The organism is Acidovorax sp. NPDC077693, from assembly GCF_044542805.1.
In the GTDB taxonomy this organism is placed as follows: Bacteria; Pseudomonadota; Gammaproteobacteria; order Burkholderiales; family Burkholderiaceae_C; genus Acidovorax.
This window is the reverse complement of sequence record NZ_JBITVD010000001.1, coordinates 49,577-65,200: the sequence shown is the minus strand read 5'-3', so window position 1 is coordinate 65,200 and position 15,624 is coordinate 49,577. Positions and strand designations below refer to the sequence as shown.

Sequence of the window (15,624 nt, the reverse complement as noted above, 5' to 3'; positions counted from 1 at the left end):
TAGCAAAGAGATGCGGTGCACTCAGGAGAGTTTGCTGATCCACGTCATCCCCGGGCGAGGTGACTGTCTTGAAATCGGGCATTTCCCGCCCCAATTGGTCTGCAATTCGGAGGACATTCACCCATGCGTCTCGACAAATTCACCACCAAGTTTCAAGAAGCCCTGAGCGACGCCCAGACCCTGGCCCTGGGCAGTGACCACGCCTACATCGAGCCCGTCCACGTCATCGTGGCCATGCTGCGCCAGGACGACGGCCCGCGGGCGCTGCTGCAGCGCGCCGGCGTCAATGTGCAAGGTTTGCTGGCCGCGGCAGAGTCCGCTGTGCAGCGCCTGCCCCAGGTGCAGGGCAACGACCAGGTGCAGGGCGGCCCGGAGCTCGGCCGCGTGCTGCAGGCCACCGAGAAGGAAGCCATCAAGCGCGGCGACCAGTTCATCGCGAGCGAGCTGTTCCTGCTGGCCGTGATCGACAGCAAGGGCGAGGCGGCGCGCATCGCCAAGGAAAACGGCCTGACCCGCAAGAGCCTGGAGACCGCCATCGACGCGGTGCGCGGCGGCCAGAAGATGGACAGCGCCGAGGCCGAGGGCCAGCGCGGCGCCCTGGCCAAGTACTGCATGGACCTGACCGAGCGCGCCCGCATCGGCAAGCTGGACCCCGTGATCGGCCGTGACGACGAGATCCGCCGCGCCATCCAGGTGCTGCAGCGCCGCACCAAGAACAACCCCGTGCTCATCGGCGAGCCCGGCGTGGGCAAGACCGCCATCGTCGAAGGCCTGGCCCAGCGCATCGTGGCCGGCGAGGTGCCCGAATCGCTCAAGGGCAAGCGCGTGTTGTCGCTCGACATGGCCGCCCTGCTGGCCGGTGCCAAGTACCGTGGCGAGTTCGAAGAGCGCCTCAAGGCCGTGCTCAACGAGCTGGCCAAGGACGAGGGCCAGACCATCGTCTTCATCGACGAGCTGCACACCATGGTGGGTGCCGGCAAGGGCGAGGGTGCGATGGACGCGGGCAACATGCTCAAGCCGGCGCTGGCGCGCGGCGAGCTGCACTGCGTGGGCGCGACCACGCTCGACGAGTACCGCAAGTACATCGAGAAGGACGCTGCGCTCGAACGCCGCTTCCAGAAGATCCTGGTCGGCGAGCCGACGGTGGAGGCCACCATCGCCATCCTGCGCGGCCTGCAGGAAAAGTACGAGGTGCACCATGGCGTGGACATTACCGACCCGGCCATCGTGGCCGCGGCCGAGCTGAGCCACCGCTACATCACCGACCGCTTTTTGCCCGACAAGGCCATCGACCTGATCGACGAGGCTGCCTCCAAGATCAAGATCGAGATGGACTCCAAGCCCGAGGTCATGGACCGCCTGGACCGCCGCCTGATCCAGCTGCAGATCGAGCGCGAGGCCGTGCGCCGCGAGAAGGACGAGTCGTCGCTCAAGCGCTTTGGGCTGATCGAGGAAGAGATCGCCAAGCTGCAAAAGGAGATCGCCGACTACGACGAGATCTGGCAGGCCGAAAAGGCCCAGGCCCAGGGCAGCGCGCACGTGCGCGAAGCCATCGACAAGCTCAAGTTCCAGATCGAGGAATTCACCCGCAAGGGCGACTTCAACAAGGTGGCCGAGCTGCAGTACGGCAAGCTGCCGGACCTGGAGCGCCAGCTGAAAGAAGCGCAGGCGCAAGAGGACGGCAAGGACGGTGCTCCTGCCCCGCGCCGCCTGCTGCGCACGCAGGTGGGCGCCGAAGAGATCGCCGAAGTGGTGAGCCGCGCCACGGGCATTCCCGTGTCCAAGATGCTGCAGGGCGAAAAGGACAAGCTCCTGCAGATGGAAGACAAGCTGCACGAGCGCGTGGTCGGCCAGGAAGAGGCGATTGCCGCCGTGGCCAATGCCATCCGCCGCTCGCGCTCGGGCTTGTCGGACCCGAACCGGCCCACGGGCTCGTTCCTGTTCCTGGGCCCCACAGGCGTGGGCAAGACCGAGCTGTGCAAGGCGCTGGCGGGCTTCTTGTTCGACAGCGAAGACCACCTGATTCGCATCGACATGAGCGAGTTCATGGAGAAGCATTCGGTGGCCCGCCTGATCGGCGCGCCGCCCGGCTACGTGGGCTACGAGGAGGGCGGCTACCTGACCGAAGCCGTGCGCCGCAAGCCCTACAGCGTGCTGCTGCTCGACGAGGTGGAAAAGGCCCACCCCGATGTGTTCAACGTGCTGCTGCAGGTGCTGGACGACGGCCGCCTGACGGATGGGCAGGGCCGTACCGTGGACTTCAAGAACACGGTGATCGTGATGACGAGCAACATCGGCTCGCACCTGATCCAGGCCATGGTGGGGCAGGACGCAGAGGACATCAAGGAAGCGGTGTGGGGCGAGCTCAAGAACCACTTCCGCCCCGAGTTCCTGAACCGCATCGACGAGACCGTGGTGTTCCATGGCCTGGACGCGCAGCACATCGCCGCCATCGCCAAGATCCAGCTGCAGCAGCTGCAATCCCGGCTGGCCAAGATGGATTTGGACTTGCAGGTGTCGGACGCAGCGTTGGCAGAATTGGCCAAGGTGGGGTTCGACCCCGTGTTCGGCGCGCGGCCGCTCAAGCGGGCGATCCAGCAGCGGTTGGAGAACCCGCTGTCCAAGCTGCTGCTGGAAGGTCGCTTCCCGCCCAAGAGCGTGATCCCGGTCACGGTGAACCCGGTGCTGGAGCCCGGTGTCTTTCAGTTCGGCGCCGCAGCGCAGGGCTGACACGCTGATGTGTTGAACGCGCACGCCGCCCGGGGCTCTCACGAGGCCCGGGCGGCGTTGGCGCAGTTGTGAAGGAGAGGTGTCGTTTGAACGAATTTGTTGCAAGGGTTCTGCGTTTTGTGGTGCGCCTGGTGGTGGTGGCGCTGGGCCTGGTGCTGTTCTTGAGCCTGCTCGCGGGTGTCATGGTGCTGGCGCTGGTCTGGGCATTGCGCGCAGGCTGGGCCCGGCTCACCGGCAGGCCCGTCACCCCTTGGGTCATGCGCATGGACCCGCGCACCGGCTTCAGCACCGCGTTCCGCTCCACCCAGCGCTGGTCGTCGGCGGCGCCGGCCGGCCCGCAGCATGCGTCGGAGCACGGCGATGGCGTGGACGACCCCGCAGCATCGCGTCGGGGCGGCATCCTGCCCGGTGCGGCCCAGGTGACCGATGTGGAGGCGCGGGAGCTGCGCTGATCGGTGCTTTGGGGCACTGGCGCGCTGGCAACTTGGGCTGGCAGCGGTCGTGGCGACCGCGGCGCAGGATGGACCTGCATCCTTCCCCCTCCGTCCTCACCTGTCCGCATCGACGCAGCTCTCTAGACAGAGCTTTTTGACACCGCACGCGGGCCCTGCGGCCCGATACTGCGACATGCTTCCGCCCGCACCGCGCAGGCGCCGGCCCTGCATGCATGCGTGCTCGTCAGCGCAGGGCCCGGTGGGCCGGTGGCACCTCCTTATCATTCAGCCATGACACCAGCCGATATCCACGCCCACTTCGATCTTCAACGCCAGGCGAGCCGCGAGCACGTCGATGTGCCCCTGCTGGTACGCCGCGAGCGCCTGCTGCGCCTGTCCAAGATGCTGGACGAGAACGGGCCGGTGCTGGCAGCGGCAGTGCAGGCCGACTTCGGCATGCGGTCGCCGCGCCTGACCGAGGTGGCGGATTTCTTCGTGCTGCGCACCCTGCTGTCGCACACGCTGAGCCATCTGGCCAAGTGGATGAAGCCGCGCAAGGTGCGCACGCCCATCTTCCTGCAGCCCGCCAGTGCCCACATCCAGCGCCAGCCGCTGGGCGTGGTGGGTGTGATTGCTCCGTGGAACTACCCCGTGCAACTGGCGCTGGCGCCGGCCATCACCGCGCTGGCGGCGGGCAACCGCGTGATGCTCAAGCCCAGCGAGCTCACGCCGCACACATCCGCCCAGCTGGCCGCGTTGGTGGCGCAGTTCTTCACGCCGGACGAGTTCTGCGTGGTGCAGGGCGATGCCAATTTGTCGGCGCTGTTCGCGTCGCTGCCGTTCGACCACCTGGTGTTCACCGGCTCCACCGCCGTGGGCCGCAAGGTGGCGCAGGCCGCGGCCCAGCACCTCACGCCCACCACGCTGGAGCTGGGCGGCAAGTCGCCCTGCATCATCGACGGGCACTGCGACATGCAGGACGCGGCGCTCAAGATCGCGCACGGCAAGCTGCTCAACGCCGGGCAGACCTGCATCGCGCCCGACTACGTGCTGCTGCCGCGCGGGCGCGAGGGCGAGTTCGCCCAGGCCTACCGCACGGCCGTGGCGCGGCTGTTCCCCACCATCGAGGGCAACGGCGACTACGCCTCCATCATCACGCCGCGCCACCATGCCCGGCTGCGCACGATGCTGCAGCAGGCCCAGACGCAGGGCGCCGAGGTGCAGACCATCGACCCCGCCGCCGGCAAGCCCGCGGTGCCCACCGTGGGCACGCTGGGCGACGGCGCGAGCCGCCAGATGCTGCCCACGCTGGTGTTCGGCGCCACGTCGGCCATGCAGCTCATGCAGGAAGAGATCTTCGGGCCCATCCTGCCCGTGGTGTCGTATGAGCGGCTGGACGACGCCATCGCGCACATCAACGCCGGCCCGCGCCCGCTGGCGCTGTACTGGTTCGGCCAGAACGAAGCCGTGCGCGACGACGTGCTGCGCCGCACGGTGAGCGGTGGCGTGACGGTGAACGACACGCTGATGCACATCGCCCACGACAACCTGCCGTTTGGCGGCGTGGGCGACAGCGGCTGGGGTGCCTACCATGGCGAGCAGGGCTTCTTGCGTTTTTGCCACCAGAAGTCGGTGCTGGTGCAGTCGCGCTGGTCGATGGGGTCGATGTTCTACCCGCCCTACGGCGCGAAGTTCGACCAGGTCATGGGGCTGCTTCGGCGCTGGCTGTAGCGCTGGTGGCCGCGCGCGCGACGTCATCGCCGCCTTCGCCGTCGTCATCGGAGTCTGCCGCAGCGGCGGCTGGCGTGTGCAGGTGCGGCTGCGTGATGAGCTGCACCATGGCGTCGCGCAACTGGGTGGTGGATACGGGCTTGTGCAGCAGCAGGGCCGAGGTGGATTGCGCGTCCCGCAGGCGCTGGGGCGATGTGTCGCCCGTGAGGATGATCGCCGGCACGGGCGTGCCCAGGTAGGCGCGCAGGGCCTGCAGCACCTGCTTGCCGGTCTCCTCGTGGCGCAGGCGGAAGTCCGTGATGATGAGGTCGGGCACGATGTCGAGCGCTGGGTCTTCCAGGCACTCCAGCGCATCCTTGCTCGACTCGGCCGTGATGCACAGGCACCCCCAGCTTTGCAGCAGCGACTGCATGCCGGTGCGCACGGCCTCGTCGTCGTCGATGGCCAGTACCTTGAGGCCGCTCAGGCTGCGCGCATCCGCAGACGGGGATGTGGCGGCGCTGTCGTCCTCCAGCGCGCCCTGCCAGCGGTCGAGCCACAGACGGAACACGGAGCCGCGGCCGGGGTGTGACAGGACCTCCACCGAAGTGCCCATCTCGCGCGCGAGCCGCTGCACGATGGCGAGGCCCAGGCCCAGGCCCTTGCGCCGGTCGCGCTCGGGATTGCCCAGCTGGTGGAATTCCCGAAAGATGTCTTCCCATTGGTGCTGCGGTATGCCGGCGCCGGTGTCCCACACCTCGAGCGCCAGGCGCTTGCCCCGCGTGCGGCACGCAATCAGCACGCCGCCGCGCGCGGTGTAGCGCAGGGCGTTGGAGATGAAGTTGTGCATGACCAGACCCACCAGGGCCCGGTCTGCATGCGCGGCGGCCGATGTCTCGCGGGTGCGGTACACCAGCCCGGCCGTGTCGGCCTGTACGCCGAACTCCTGCTCCAGCGCGCTCAGCAGCGGCTGCACCGCAAACGGCGCAGGGTGCACCTTGACCACCCCGGCCTCCAGGCGCGAGTAATCGAGCAGCGTGGTAAGCATCTCGGCCGCGGCGCCCGATGCTGCGTGCGCATGGCCCAGCACGGTCCGTTGGTGGTCGCTCAGCGGGCTGCGCTGCAGCGATTCAAGGAACAGCCCCATGGCGTGCAGCGGCTGGCGCAGGTCGTGGCTGGCAGCCGCCAGAAAGCGGGACTTGTCGCGGTCGGCGCGCTCGGCGGCCTCTTGCGCTGCCAGCGCGCGCTGGGACTCGGCGCGCAGCTCGGTCACCAGCCGGTCGTTCTCGAGCTTGAGCGCGATGCTGCGCCGCGTGGCGCGGTCGGCCGTGCGCGCCTGCATGCAGGTCAATGCGAAGTAGACGCTGGTCAGGAAGAGCGCGGGCCACATCACCGTGCCGCCTTCCGCCGCCACCGCGATCATCACGCCGCCCATGGCGCAGGTGAGGTAGGTCACATAGGCCCGGTACAGCGGTGCGCCCAGTCCGAGCGCACCCGACGACACGGTGCTGATGATGCCGATGGCATAGATCACGCTCTCCTGCGTGCCCCAGTACAGCACCACATAGCCCAGGCTGCCCCAACTGAGCCCCATCGCTGCCATGCAGGCAATCAGCTTGCGCGCCGCCTGGGGCGCAGGGTCGGTGAAGGGGGCGATGCTGCGCAGCGTGATGTACACCCCGAGCACCACCATGGCGTGCAAAACGAGCCAGATGGTGGTGGCCTGCGTGTCGGCCACGGGGGCCATGACCCACAGCGTACCGAGCGCCGTGGCCAGCGATGCCAGCAGCGTCATCGGGAAGTTCTGCCGCAGCAGGGCGGCCTGCTCGCGCAGCACCTCGTCGCGCTCCCACACCGGCCAGCCGGCCCGCGCCGCCCAGTCGCTCCAGCGTGGGGCTGGCGTGGCGGCCTGCTGGCCCGGCACGGCGTCAGAGGGTGTCATGGAGCTGCGGGGTGGACAGCCCCATGCGCTGCGCGGCCAGCAGCGCGGCGCTGCGGCTGTTGACGCCCAGTTGCGCAAAGATGGCGGCCACGTGCACGCGCACGGTGTTCTCGCTCAGGCCCAGGTCGCGGGCGATGACCTTGTTGGGCTTGCCGGTGCACAGCAGGGCCAGCACCTCCAGTTGCCGCGCAGTGAGCGCCGGCGCGTCCGGCGCGCGTGCCGCAGCGCCGTGCCTGTTGTGGATCGGAAAGCAGGGCTGGCCTGCCAGCGCACAGGTGATGGCGTCGAGGATGTCCTGCGCACTGGCCGACTTGAAGAGAAAACCGTCCGCACCCCGCGCGCGTGCCTCGTGGATCGCGTCGGGCGCCACGCTGGCCGACACCAGCACGATGCGCGCGCGGGGGCAGGCCTGGCGCAGCGGGCGCAGGCCATCGAGGCCATTCATGCCGGGCAGCTGGATGTCCAGCAGCACCAGGTCGGTGTCCACGGCCTGCAGGGCGCAGGCTTCGGCGATCGAGCCCGCCTCGGCGATCTCTCCCACGCCGGCATGGTCCTGGACGATCAGGCGCAACCCGGTGCGAAAGAGGTTGTGGTCGTCCACGAGCAAGAGACGGGCAGTCATCCGGCAAGTATTACGCACAAAAAGCTGTTGTTGACTAGTCCATTTGTGCGATGGACGCCGGATAGGTCAATTTTTAGACTTTCCGTCAAGCATTGAAAAGCATCTTGTTGGAAGGCATCGATGGGGTGAAAACCAATGCGCACCTTTGTTTTTTCACATCCTGCACTTGAGAGGGACTCCAATGTCTGTGAATGCATCCATCCAAGGTTCTGCCACCGCTGCCAGCCGCCAGCCCCGCACCGATCGGCGTCCCGCACCCGGCGCCGCGTCCTGCGCCAACGGCCTGGGCGGTAATTCGGTGGACCTCATCGTCGAAGAAAACTGCCCGGGCATGCTCGCGTCGGCAGGTGTGGTGATCGAGCACCTCGACGCCCAGGCGGGCACCTGGCAGTTTTCCATCGACGATGGGCAGACCTGGCGCCCGGTGCGCACCGATCTCGTCAACCGCCCCGGCAACCTGGGCCTGGCGCTGGACCGTGATGCGCGGCTGCGCGTGCTGCCTTTTGGTGGCCACCGGGTCAGTGGTGTGCGGGTGGCCTTCCACACCGTGCAGCGCAGCCACGGGCAGGGCAACGGCAGCTACCGCGCGTACGCCAGCGACGACCGTGAAGACGGCTCGCGCACCGTGACCCTGGTGCTGGGTCTGGCGGCCATCAACGGCACACCGCCCGCTGTCCACGTGCCCCGCCCGCGCAACAAGCGCGCGCTGGTGCAGCGGGCTGCCGCAGCCGCTGCGGCGTCGTCATCCTCGGCGCTCACGGGCTCGATGGCGATGGCCTGAGACGCGGCTTCGCACACGCCCGCAGCCCCACGGAGGGCCTGCGCTGCCTGCCACAAAGTAGGCCCCCTGGGGGCGAATCTGAACGTTTGACGAGGGCAAAGCAGGGCCCTCTACGGGGTGAAAAACCGTTTGCGGCGACAATGCCGGTCCTTTCGTATTTTCATCCCCCGTTTTCGTTCGGTTTTTCCATGTCCAGTATCCAGGTTCGTCCCGCTACGCTTCGCGATGCAAAAGCCATCGCCCAGATCCATACCGTCTCTGCCCAAGAGGCCTACAAAGGGTTGGTGCCAGACGAGCAGTTGAAGTCCATGTCGTCGGTCGAAAAGCGCCAGGCCTACTGGCGCGAGGCCATTGAATATTGCGAACCGCAGGTCCAGGTCGCCATCGACGGCGAAAAGATCGTCGGTTTCGTGGGCTACGACCGTTCCCGCGATGAAAAGTCCCGCCCCACCACTGGTGAGATCTGGGCCATCTACGCCGCCCCCACGCACTGGAACCAGGGCGTGGGCCTGGCCCTGTGGGACGCCGCCCGTGACGGCCTTCAGGAAGAAGGCTGCACCAACGTGACCTCGTGGGTGCCGCTGCGCAATGAGCGTGCCCTGCGTTTTCACGAGATGGCCGGCTTCAAGCGTGAGCTGTCCACCGCCAAGACCGCCGTGATCGGCGGCGTCAAGATCGAAGAAGTGCGCCTGAAGCGCCCGATCAACGCCTGATGATTTGAAACCCCTCCCCGAGCCGCTGGGCGCGTTCCCTCCGCTTGCGCTGTGCAGCGCGGTGCGGGCACGGGAACGCTGTCGCCAGCCAGCGGTTCTGGCCCGGCACCCATGGCCCACGCCGTGCTGGTGCAACCTGTCAGTGGTACACGCAGCGCCGTGAAGGATTCCATGTCGACTTCTCTTCCCCTGATCGCGTGGACCCATCAAGGCGAGCCCCGGCAAGCCCAGTGGCGCTCCGAAAGCGGCGCTCCCGTGCCGCGCCGTGTCGTCACCGCCGATGACACCCTGGCCGCGGACACCGCCTTTCGCATGGCTGCCGAGGGCACGGGCCTGCTGTGGGAGGGCGACTTTCAGAACGCGCGCCATCTGCTGCAGGCACTGATGCGCCGGGCCGACCGCAAGCCGCGCAAGGCGGCCGCACGTTCGGCGCAGAAGCTGGCGGTGGCGACACCCGCAGAGGCCTTCCACCTGCACCGCCAGGCGCAGGCCCAGCGTGCCCGCGTGCTCGCGGCCATCCTGATCCCGCTCGAGGGTGACTACAGCATCGCGCTGCGCCGCGCGCCCGACTGGCGACAGGCCTGCACGGAGGCCTGGGGCCCTGCCACGGGCGAGCGGTCGGTGGCCACGCTGCGCGAGCTGCTGGGCCTGCTGGGCGCGCATGAATGGCGCAAGAAGGGCGTGGAGGTGCCTGCACTGGGTGCGGCGCCGCTCAACCGCATCCACCCGCACTACGGTGTGTTCTCGCCCGTGCGGGGCGAGTATGTGGACCTGATCGCCAACACACCCCTGCCGTCCAAAGAGCTGGCTTTCGACATCGGTGTCGGGACCGGCGTGCTGTCGGCGGTGCTGGCCCGCCGTGGCGTGCAGCGCATGGTGGCGACCGACCAGGACCCGCGTGCGCTGGCTTGCGCTCGCGACAACCTGCAGCGCCTGGGCGTGCTGCCCCGCGTGGAGCTGTTGCAGGCGGACCTGTTCCCACCCGGCCGCGCGCCGCTGGTGGTGTGCAACCCGCCCTGGCTGCCTGCCCGCGCCAATTCGCCCATCGAGCATGCGGTGTACGACGAAGGCAGCCGCATGTTGCGGGGCTTTCTGGCCGGGCTGGCCGACCACCTGGAGCCCGGCGGCGAAGGCTGGCTGATCCTGTCGGACCTGGCCGAACACCTGGGCCTGCGCCCGCGCGACCAACTGCTGGGCTGGATCGCCGAGGCGGGCCTGGTGGTGCGCGGGCGGCACGATGTGAAGCCGCGCCATGCCAAGGCGGCGGATGCAGGCGATGCACTGCATGCGGCGCGTGCGGCCGAGGTCACGTCGTTGTGGCGGCTGGGCGCTGCTGCGTCCGCTTCCACTTCTGCTTCATCTTCTGCTGCCTGACGGATCGACCTGCGGCCATCTGCCGGTCGATGCGCTGATGGCCTGAAGCGCAGGGCTTGCGGGCTGGCCCCATCATCGACTTTCGTTGGTCGTGGGGGGGCTGCTCAGGTCAGTACCGCGGGCTGGGTGTTGTCGAAAGGCTTGAGAGCCACCGTGGCGGCCGCGGGCAGCAATTGCTCGAACCGCTCGCGCAGGCTGGCGGCGCGCTCCGCGCCTGCGGCCAAGGCCACTTCATCGAACATGGCCTCGCCCACATCGAGCATGCTGTCCTGGTCCTTGGCTGCGCGCAGGGCTTCGCGAAACTGCTGCGCCATCACCGGGTCGCGGCGGGCGAACAGGCGCTCGCAGGTGTCGAACAAATACATCCGCGCGCCCGCCAGCGAACGCAGGGCTTCCGCGGGCTCCTGGCGCTGGGCTGCAGGGGGGGAGGCGGGTGCTGCGGGCGGGCTGGCCGGGGTTTTGCCAGCGGCGGTGTCTGGCGCCGGCGGCAGGTCGGCCGGGCCGGTGAGGTAGCCCTGCCGCATCAGGTTGTCCACAATCTGCGCACCAATGCCGTTGTACATGGCCTGCAGGTCCGACAGCGGCTTGCCATCGGCCAGCAGCAGCAGCGAGCGTTCGCGCAGGCTCAGGGTGCGCACGCCGGGGGACAGCTCCAGGCGGGCTTTGTCGGTTTTTTGCAGCAGCATGGCGCGTCCTTGTCACGGGTGATGGCCGCGATTGCATCACCCGGCGATGACGCTGTGATGACCCCGTGCCGCACAATGGCGGGCTGCCGTGATTGCCTTAATGGCCGCAGAAACTGCTGGATGTGCGATTGCTATATTTTTTATAGCTGCTAGCGACCGTCTAATAAGCGGTAGAGCCCTTTTTATTTCATAGTCTGGCTGAACGCCTTGCCGTTTCGCATTCCGTGCATGCCACGGGCGGCGGCCGGCGAGGCCCCCTGAACCGAACCGCGATGACCTTGCTGCTGGCCCCGATGGAGGGGCTTCTCGACTTTGTGCTGCGTGACGTGCTGACCCGCGTGGGCGGCGTGGACCGCTGCGTCTCGGAATTCATCCGCATCACGGGCACGCTGCTGCCAGACAAGGTGTTTCTGCGCTACGTGCCCGAGCTGCGCAACGGCAGCCGCACGCTGGCGGGGGTGCCGGTGCGCGCGCAGTTGCTGGGCTCCGACCCGGTCAGCATGGCCGAGAACGCCGCCCGCCTGGCGGCGCTGGGCCCGGAGGGGATCGACCTGAACTTCGGCTGCCCCGCCAAGGTCGTCAACCGCCATGGCGGTGGTGCGGCCTTGCTGCAAGACCCGGAAAGAATCGTCGCCGTGGTCGCTGCCGTGCGCCGCGCAGTGCCGGCGCAGCTGCCGGTGTCGGCCAAGATGCGCCTGGGCTTCAACGACACCGGCCTGATGCGCGAATGCGCCCAGGCGATGGAGGCCGGTGGCGCCTGTGAAATCGTGGTGCACGCGCGCACCAAGGCCGACGGCTACCGCCCGCCCGCCTACTGGGAGCACATCCCCGCGCTGCGCACCTCGGTGCGCGTGCCGGTGGTGGCCAATGGCGAGATCTGGACGGTGGCCGACGCGCAGCGCTGCCGCGAGGTGTCGGGCTGCGGTGCACTCATGCTGGGCCGCGGCATCGTGGCCGACCCGGGGCTCGCCCGGGCCATTCGTGCGGCCGACGGAGGCCGGCCAGGCACGGACATCGTCACGTGGGCGGAACTGTTGCCGCACATCGCGGCGTTCTGGCGGCTGGTGTGCGATGACCTCGAGCCCCGCCAGCGGGCAGGGCGCCTCAAGCAATGGCTGAACCTTCTGCGCCGGCGCTTTCCCGAGGCCGAGGTGGCCTACCAGCACGTGCGCACGATGACCGACCAGCGCGCGATCACGGCCTGGGTGGCGGCCCAGCAGCCGTAGTCGCAAGCACCGCCGCTTTGGTTGCGGCAGGTTGCGGGCGGGTGCATCAGAGTGCGTCAGAGCAGGTGATCGGGGGCGAGCGGCCCCAGCAACTGCAGCATCAGGCGCAGCGGGGCACTGGCGTCCGGCTCCGACGTCGCGTCGGGCAGCCCGCTGCCTTCGGGGGCGCGCCATACCAGGCGGCCGTCGTTCAGTTCGACATGCCAGGCAGCGTCCCGCAGCGCGCTGTCGATTTGCGCGGTGGCCCGGCGCGAGAGATCGCCGCTGCGGATCAGCAGTGCGATCTCGGTGTTCTGCCGCTGCGAGCGGATGTCAAGGTTCATCGAGCCGATGGCCAGCAGGCGCCCGTCCATGATGAGCAGCTTGGAATGCAGCATGGCGCGCGAGCTGCCCATCGAGCCGCCCGCGCTGCCGCCCTTGCCGCCGCTGCTGCCGGTGGAGCCCAGAGAGCCGCTGAGCACGCCGGGCAGCTCGCTGCGCATCTCGTACAGCTCCACGCCCATGGCCAGCAGCTCGGTGCGATGGCGTGCGTAGCCTGCGTGGGCAATCGGCGCATCGTTGGAGGCCAGCGAGTTGGTGAGCACGCGCACCCGCACGCCGCGCGCACGCGCTGCGGCAAACGCCTGCTTCATGTCGGGCCCTGGCACGAAGTACGGCGAGATGATGAGCAGATCGCGCTTCGTCTGCCCCATGAGCTGCAGCAGGCCGTCCACCACGGTGTCGGTCTGGGCCTCGCGCAGTTCACCCTCGCCCTCGCTCGGGGGGCGGTCGGCCGGCGGTGCATCGCGCGCGGGGTCTGCGAAGGCCGTGCTGGCCGGTGCGGTGGCCGAAGCCGAGGGCGGCGCAGGCGCTGCGGACGAGGCGCCTGCCCGTGCCGTGACCGCAGGCGCTCCCCCAGTCGCGATGGATAGGGGCGTGGCTTTTGCCGGTGCCTTTTCTGGCAGCGTGGGGGTCGATGCGCCATCTGGCGGGATCTTGGCGGGTTTGTCCACCAGCACCGCCGCGGGCGCCCAGGTGAACTGTGCCTGGGCGAGGTCCATGGGCTGCTGGTCCCAGATGCGCGCGCGCTGGGTGGCGGTGGCGCGGCGTCCGTCGGCGGCCGGCTGGTTGTCCGGCGCCAGCGTGCCCCCCTGGCCCTTGATGCGCTCTTGCTGCGCCGCGTCGGTGCTGCGCATGCGTTCGCGCAGTGCATCCAGCTCTTCGCGGGTGATGAGGGACTGCACCGGGTAGGCACGTTCGTTGTTCCAGTAGCTGTCGAAGCTGCGCGAGAGGTCCTGCACGATGGGCCCCGCGGCCAGCACGTCCAGGTCGACGAAGTTGCCCGAATCGGCATTGCCAAAATACGCATCGCCCAGGTTGCGCCCGCCGGTCACACCCATGGCGTTGTCAGCAATGAAGAGCTTGTTGTGCATGCGCTGCTGCACGCGCGAGAAATCGCCGATCACGCTGAACATGCGCCCGATGGGTGAGCCCCGCGCGCCGGTGAGCGGGTTGAACATGCGCATTTCGATGTTCGGCACGAAGGCCAGGCGCATCACCTGCGCATCGCGGCCAGTGCTGTGAAAATCGTCGAGCAGCACGCGCACGCGCACGCCGCGCTGGGCCGCGGACACCACGCTGAGCAACAGCCGTTCGCTGCTCGCATCGGCATGGATCGCGTAGTACTGCAGATCCAGGGTCTTCTGCGCGGCATCCACCAGCGCCAGGCGGCTGCCGTAGGCGGCCTGCGGGCCGCTGAGCAGCAGGAACCCGGAAGGATGGCGGCCGCCCAAGGCGGCACGCCGCTCGTCCACCAACTGGCCCAGTGCCGTACCCGCAGGAGAGGGCAGCGCGCTCGAAACCGGTCTGTCCACATCCTTGGGCAGACCGGCGCAACCCGTGATGGCCCCGGCAAGCAGCACGGCCAGGAGGGCCAGCCATCCATAGCGGGCGGTGGCGGTCAGAAAGGCGGGGGCTGTGTGCGTGCGCGGCATGGCGCGATTGTGACCGCGCACCGCGTGCCGTGCCTGTCGGACGCCGCGCCTACCCACCCATCGCCATCGGACGGAAGACACAAGCGTTCAGCCGTTGCTGGCTTCAGCGGCCCGACCGCCGTCCAGGCCGGTCACCGCCCTCCGTACTATTACCAGCTCACTTCCCGATCGGGCGTGGAACTGATCTTGTGGACCGACAGGTCGGCACCATCGAACTCTTCTTCCTGGGTGAGCCGCAGGCCCACGGTGTTCTTCAGGATGCCGTACACCACGAACCCGCCCACCAGCGCCCACACCACGCCCAGGGTGCTGCCGATCAACTGCGCCGAGAAGCTCACGCCGCCCAGGCCCCCCAGCGCCTTGGTGCCGAAGATGCCCGCGGCCAGCCCGCCCCAGGTGCCGCACAAGCCGTGCAAAGGCCACACGCCCAGCACATCGTCGATCTTCCACTTGTTCTGCGTGAGGGTGAACATCAGCACAAAGATCGCACCCGCCACAGCGCCCACCACCAGAGCGCCCAGCGGGTGCATCAGGTCGGACCCAGCGCACACGGCCACCAGGCCGGCGAGCGGGCCGTTGTGCACGAAGCCGGGGTCGTTCTTGCCCAGCACCAGCGCGGCCAGCGTACCGCCCACCATCGCCATCAGGGAGTTCACAGCGACCAGGCCCGAAAGCTTGTCCACCGTCTGCGCGCTCATCACGTTGAACCCGAACCAGCCCACCACCAGCACCCAGGCCCCCAGTGCCAGGAACGGAATGTTGGACGGCGGGTGCGCCGAGATCGCCCCGTCCTTGCGGTACCGGTTGGCGCGCGAGCCCAGCAGGATCACCGCGGGCAGCGCGATCCAGCCGCCCATGGCATGCACCACGATGGAGCCGGCAAAGTCATGGAATTCCTCGCCGGTCAGGCCCTTGATCCAGGCCTGCACCCCGAAGTGCTGGTTCCAGGCGATGCCTTCGAAAAAGGGGTACACAAAGCCGACGATCACCGCCGTTGCCATCAGTTGAGGCCAGAATTTTGCGCGTTCTGCAATGCCACCCGACACGATGGCCGGAATGGCCGCAGCAAAAGTCAGCAGGAAGAAGAATTTGACCAGTGAGTAGCCGCTTTGCTGGACCAGCGATTCCGCACCCACAAAGAAGTGCGTTCCGTAAGCCACGCTGTAGCCCACCACGAAGTACACCACGGTGGACACCGAGAAATCCACCAGGATCTTGACCAGCGCATTGACCTGGTTCTTCTTGCGGACCGTGCCCAGTTCGAGAAAGGCAAATCCGGCATGCATGGCCAGCACCATGATGGCGCCCAGGAGAATGAACAAGGCGTCCGTGCCCTGTTTGAGTGCTTCCATAACTTCCTCTTGCGTTGAATTGATCTTCTTTGGTGCGTCTCCAAGTCTGCCGACCAGAAACGCACCAAATCAAAGCAAGAA

Annotated in this window: 12 protein-coding genes; 7 read left to right on the top strand and 5 right to left on the bottom strand. The window is 68.1% G+C overall.

Features of this window, described 5'->3' with window-relative positions:
* Positions 1-123: 123 nt before the first annotated feature.
* The 3 genes from clpB to ACIGHN_RS00305 all read left to right on the top strand — a co-directional run bounded on the left by clpB (position 124) and on the right by ACIGHN_RS00305 (position 4,895).
* Positions 124-2,730 (top strand): ATP-dependent chaperone ClpB, encoded by a 2,607-nt coding sequence (gene clpB, locus ACIGHN_RS00315; RefSeq protein ID WP_056420967.1) that lies wholly within the window; start codon positions 124-126, stop codon positions 2,728-2,730.
* An 86-nt stretch (positions 2,731-2,816) separates the two neighbouring features.
* Entirely contained in the window at positions 2,817-3,182 is a 366-nt protein-coding gene (locus ACIGHN_RS00310; RefSeq protein ID WP_396502817.1) for a hypothetical protein, read from the top strand.
* Positions 3,183-3,455: 273 nt separating this feature from the next.
* The gene (locus tag ACIGHN_RS00305; protein WP_056420974.1) at positions 3,456-4,895 is read left to right on the top strand and encodes a coniferyl aldehyde dehydrogenase; all 1,440 of its coding nucleotides are present in this window, start codon (positions 3,456-3,458) and stop codon (positions 4,893-4,895) included.
* Here ACIGHN_RS00305 and ACIGHN_RS00300 read toward each other — a convergent pair.
* Positions 4,867-6,816 carry an ATP-binding protein gene (locus tag ACIGHN_RS00300; protein ID WP_396502816.1) on the bottom strand — a complete coding sequence of 650 codons (1,950 nt, stop codon included), beginning with the start codon at positions 6,814-6,816 and terminating at the stop codon, positions 4,867-4,869. The genes ACIGHN_RS00305 and ACIGHN_RS00300 overlap by 29 nt on opposite strands.
* Positions 6,803-7,438 (bottom strand): response regulator, encoded by a 636-nt coding sequence (locus tag ACIGHN_RS00295; RefSeq protein ID WP_396502815.1) that lies wholly within the window; start codon positions 7,436-7,438, stop codon positions 6,803-6,805. Before ACIGHN_RS00295 ends, ACIGHN_RS00300 begins: the two co-directional genes overlap by 14 nt.
* 181 nt (positions 7,439-7,619) lie before the next feature.
* Between ACIGHN_RS00295 and ACIGHN_RS00290 the strand changes: the two genes are divergently transcribed.
* The 3 genes from ACIGHN_RS00290 to ACIGHN_RS00280 all read left to right on the top strand — a co-directional run bounded on the left by ACIGHN_RS00290 (position 7,620) and on the right by ACIGHN_RS00280 (position 10,306).
* On the top strand, positions 7,620-8,219 hold the full coding sequence (locus ACIGHN_RS00290) for a hypothetical protein (protein ID WP_396502814.1): 600 nt from the start codon (positions 7,620-7,622) through the stop codon (positions 8,217-8,219).
* Between the two features lie 188 nt (positions 8,220-8,407).
* A complete protein-coding gene (locus ACIGHN_RS00285; RefSeq protein WP_056162314.1) occupies positions 8,408-8,932 on the top strand; it encodes a GNAT family N-acetyltransferase in 525 nt (174 codons plus the stop codon).
* Between the two features lie 171 nt (positions 8,933-9,103).
* Positions 9,104-10,306 carry a methyltransferase gene (locus ACIGHN_RS00280; protein ID WP_396502813.1) on the top strand — a complete coding sequence of 401 codons (1,203 nt, stop codon included), beginning with the start codon at positions 9,104-9,106 and terminating at the stop codon, positions 10,304-10,306.
* A 104-nt stretch (positions 10,307-10,410) separates the two neighbouring features.
* Here the strand turns inward: ACIGHN_RS00280 and ACIGHN_RS00275 are convergent, their stop codons facing one another.
* Positions 10,411-10,992: a hypothetical protein gene (locus ACIGHN_RS00275; RefSeq protein ID WP_396502812.1), complete on the bottom strand. Its 582-nt coding sequence runs from the start codon at positions 10,990-10,992 to the stop codon at positions 10,411-10,413.
* Between the two features lie 272 nt (positions 10,993-11,264).
* Here ACIGHN_RS00275 and ACIGHN_RS00270 point away from each other — a divergent pair, with 272 nt between their 5' ends.
* Positions 11,265-12,218 (top strand): tRNA dihydrouridine synthase, encoded by a 954-nt coding sequence (locus tag ACIGHN_RS00270; RefSeq protein WP_396502811.1) that lies wholly within the window; start codon positions 11,265-11,267, stop codon positions 12,216-12,218.
* Positions 12,219-12,274: 56 nt separating this feature from the next.
* Here ACIGHN_RS00270 and ACIGHN_RS00265 read toward each other — a convergent pair whose 3' ends face one another.
* Positions 12,275-14,191, bottom strand: coding sequence for a phospholipase D family protein (locus ACIGHN_RS00265; RefSeq protein ID WP_396502810.1), 1,917 nt, complete (start codon positions 14,189-14,191; stop codon positions 12,275-12,277).
* Positions 14,192-14,340: 149 nt separating this feature from the next.
* Entirely contained in the window at positions 14,341-15,543 is a 1,203-nt protein-coding gene (locus ACIGHN_RS00260; RefSeq protein WP_056420999.1) for an ammonium transporter, read from the bottom strand.
* Positions 15,544-15,624: the final 81 nt, after the last annotated feature.

Bases quoted from the DNA above. Each gene is read 5' to 3' on its own strand.
- ACIGHN_RS00295 (WP_396502815.1), bottom strand. From the start codon at position 7,438: ATGACTGCCCGTCTCTTGCTCGTGGACGACCACAACCTCTTTCGCACC.
- ACIGHN_RS00305 (WP_056420974.1), top strand. From the start codon at position 3,456: ATGACACCAGCCGATATCCACGCCCACTTCGATCTTCAACGCCAGGCG.
- ACIGHN_RS00290 (WP_396502814.1), top strand. From the start codon at position 7,620: ATGTCTGTGAATGCATCCATCCAAGGTTCTGCCACCGCTGCCAGCCGC.
- ACIGHN_RS00275 (WP_396502812.1), bottom strand. From the start codon at position 10,992: ATGCTGCTGCAAAAAACCGACAAAGCCCGCCTGGAGCTGTCCCCCGGC.
- ACIGHN_RS00300 (WP_396502816.1), bottom strand. From the start codon at position 6,816: ATGACACCCTCTGACGCCGTGCCGGGCCAGCAGGCCGCCACGCCAGCC.
- ACIGHN_RS00265 (WP_396502810.1), bottom strand. From the start codon at position 14,191: ATGCCGCGCACGCACACAGCCCCCGCCTTTCTGACCGCCACCGCCCGC.
- ACIGHN_RS00270 (WP_396502811.1), top strand. From the start codon at position 11,265: ATGACCTTGCTGCTGGCCCCGATGGAGGGGCTTCTCGACTTTGTGCTG.
- clpB (WP_056420967.1), top strand. From the start codon at position 124: ATGCGTCTCGACAAATTCACCACCAAGTTTCAAGAAGCCCTGAGCGAC.
- ACIGHN_RS00280 (WP_396502813.1), top strand. From the start codon at position 9,104: ATGTCGACTTCTCTTCCCCTGATCGCGTGGACCCATCAAGGCGAGCCC.
- ACIGHN_RS00285 (WP_056162314.1), top strand. From the start codon at position 8,408: ATGTCCAGTATCCAGGTTCGTCCCGCTACGCTTCGCGATGCAAAAGCC.
- ACIGHN_RS00260 (WP_056420999.1), bottom strand. From the start codon at position 15,543: ATGGAAGCACTCAAACAGGGCACGGACGCCTTGTTCATTCTCCTGGGC.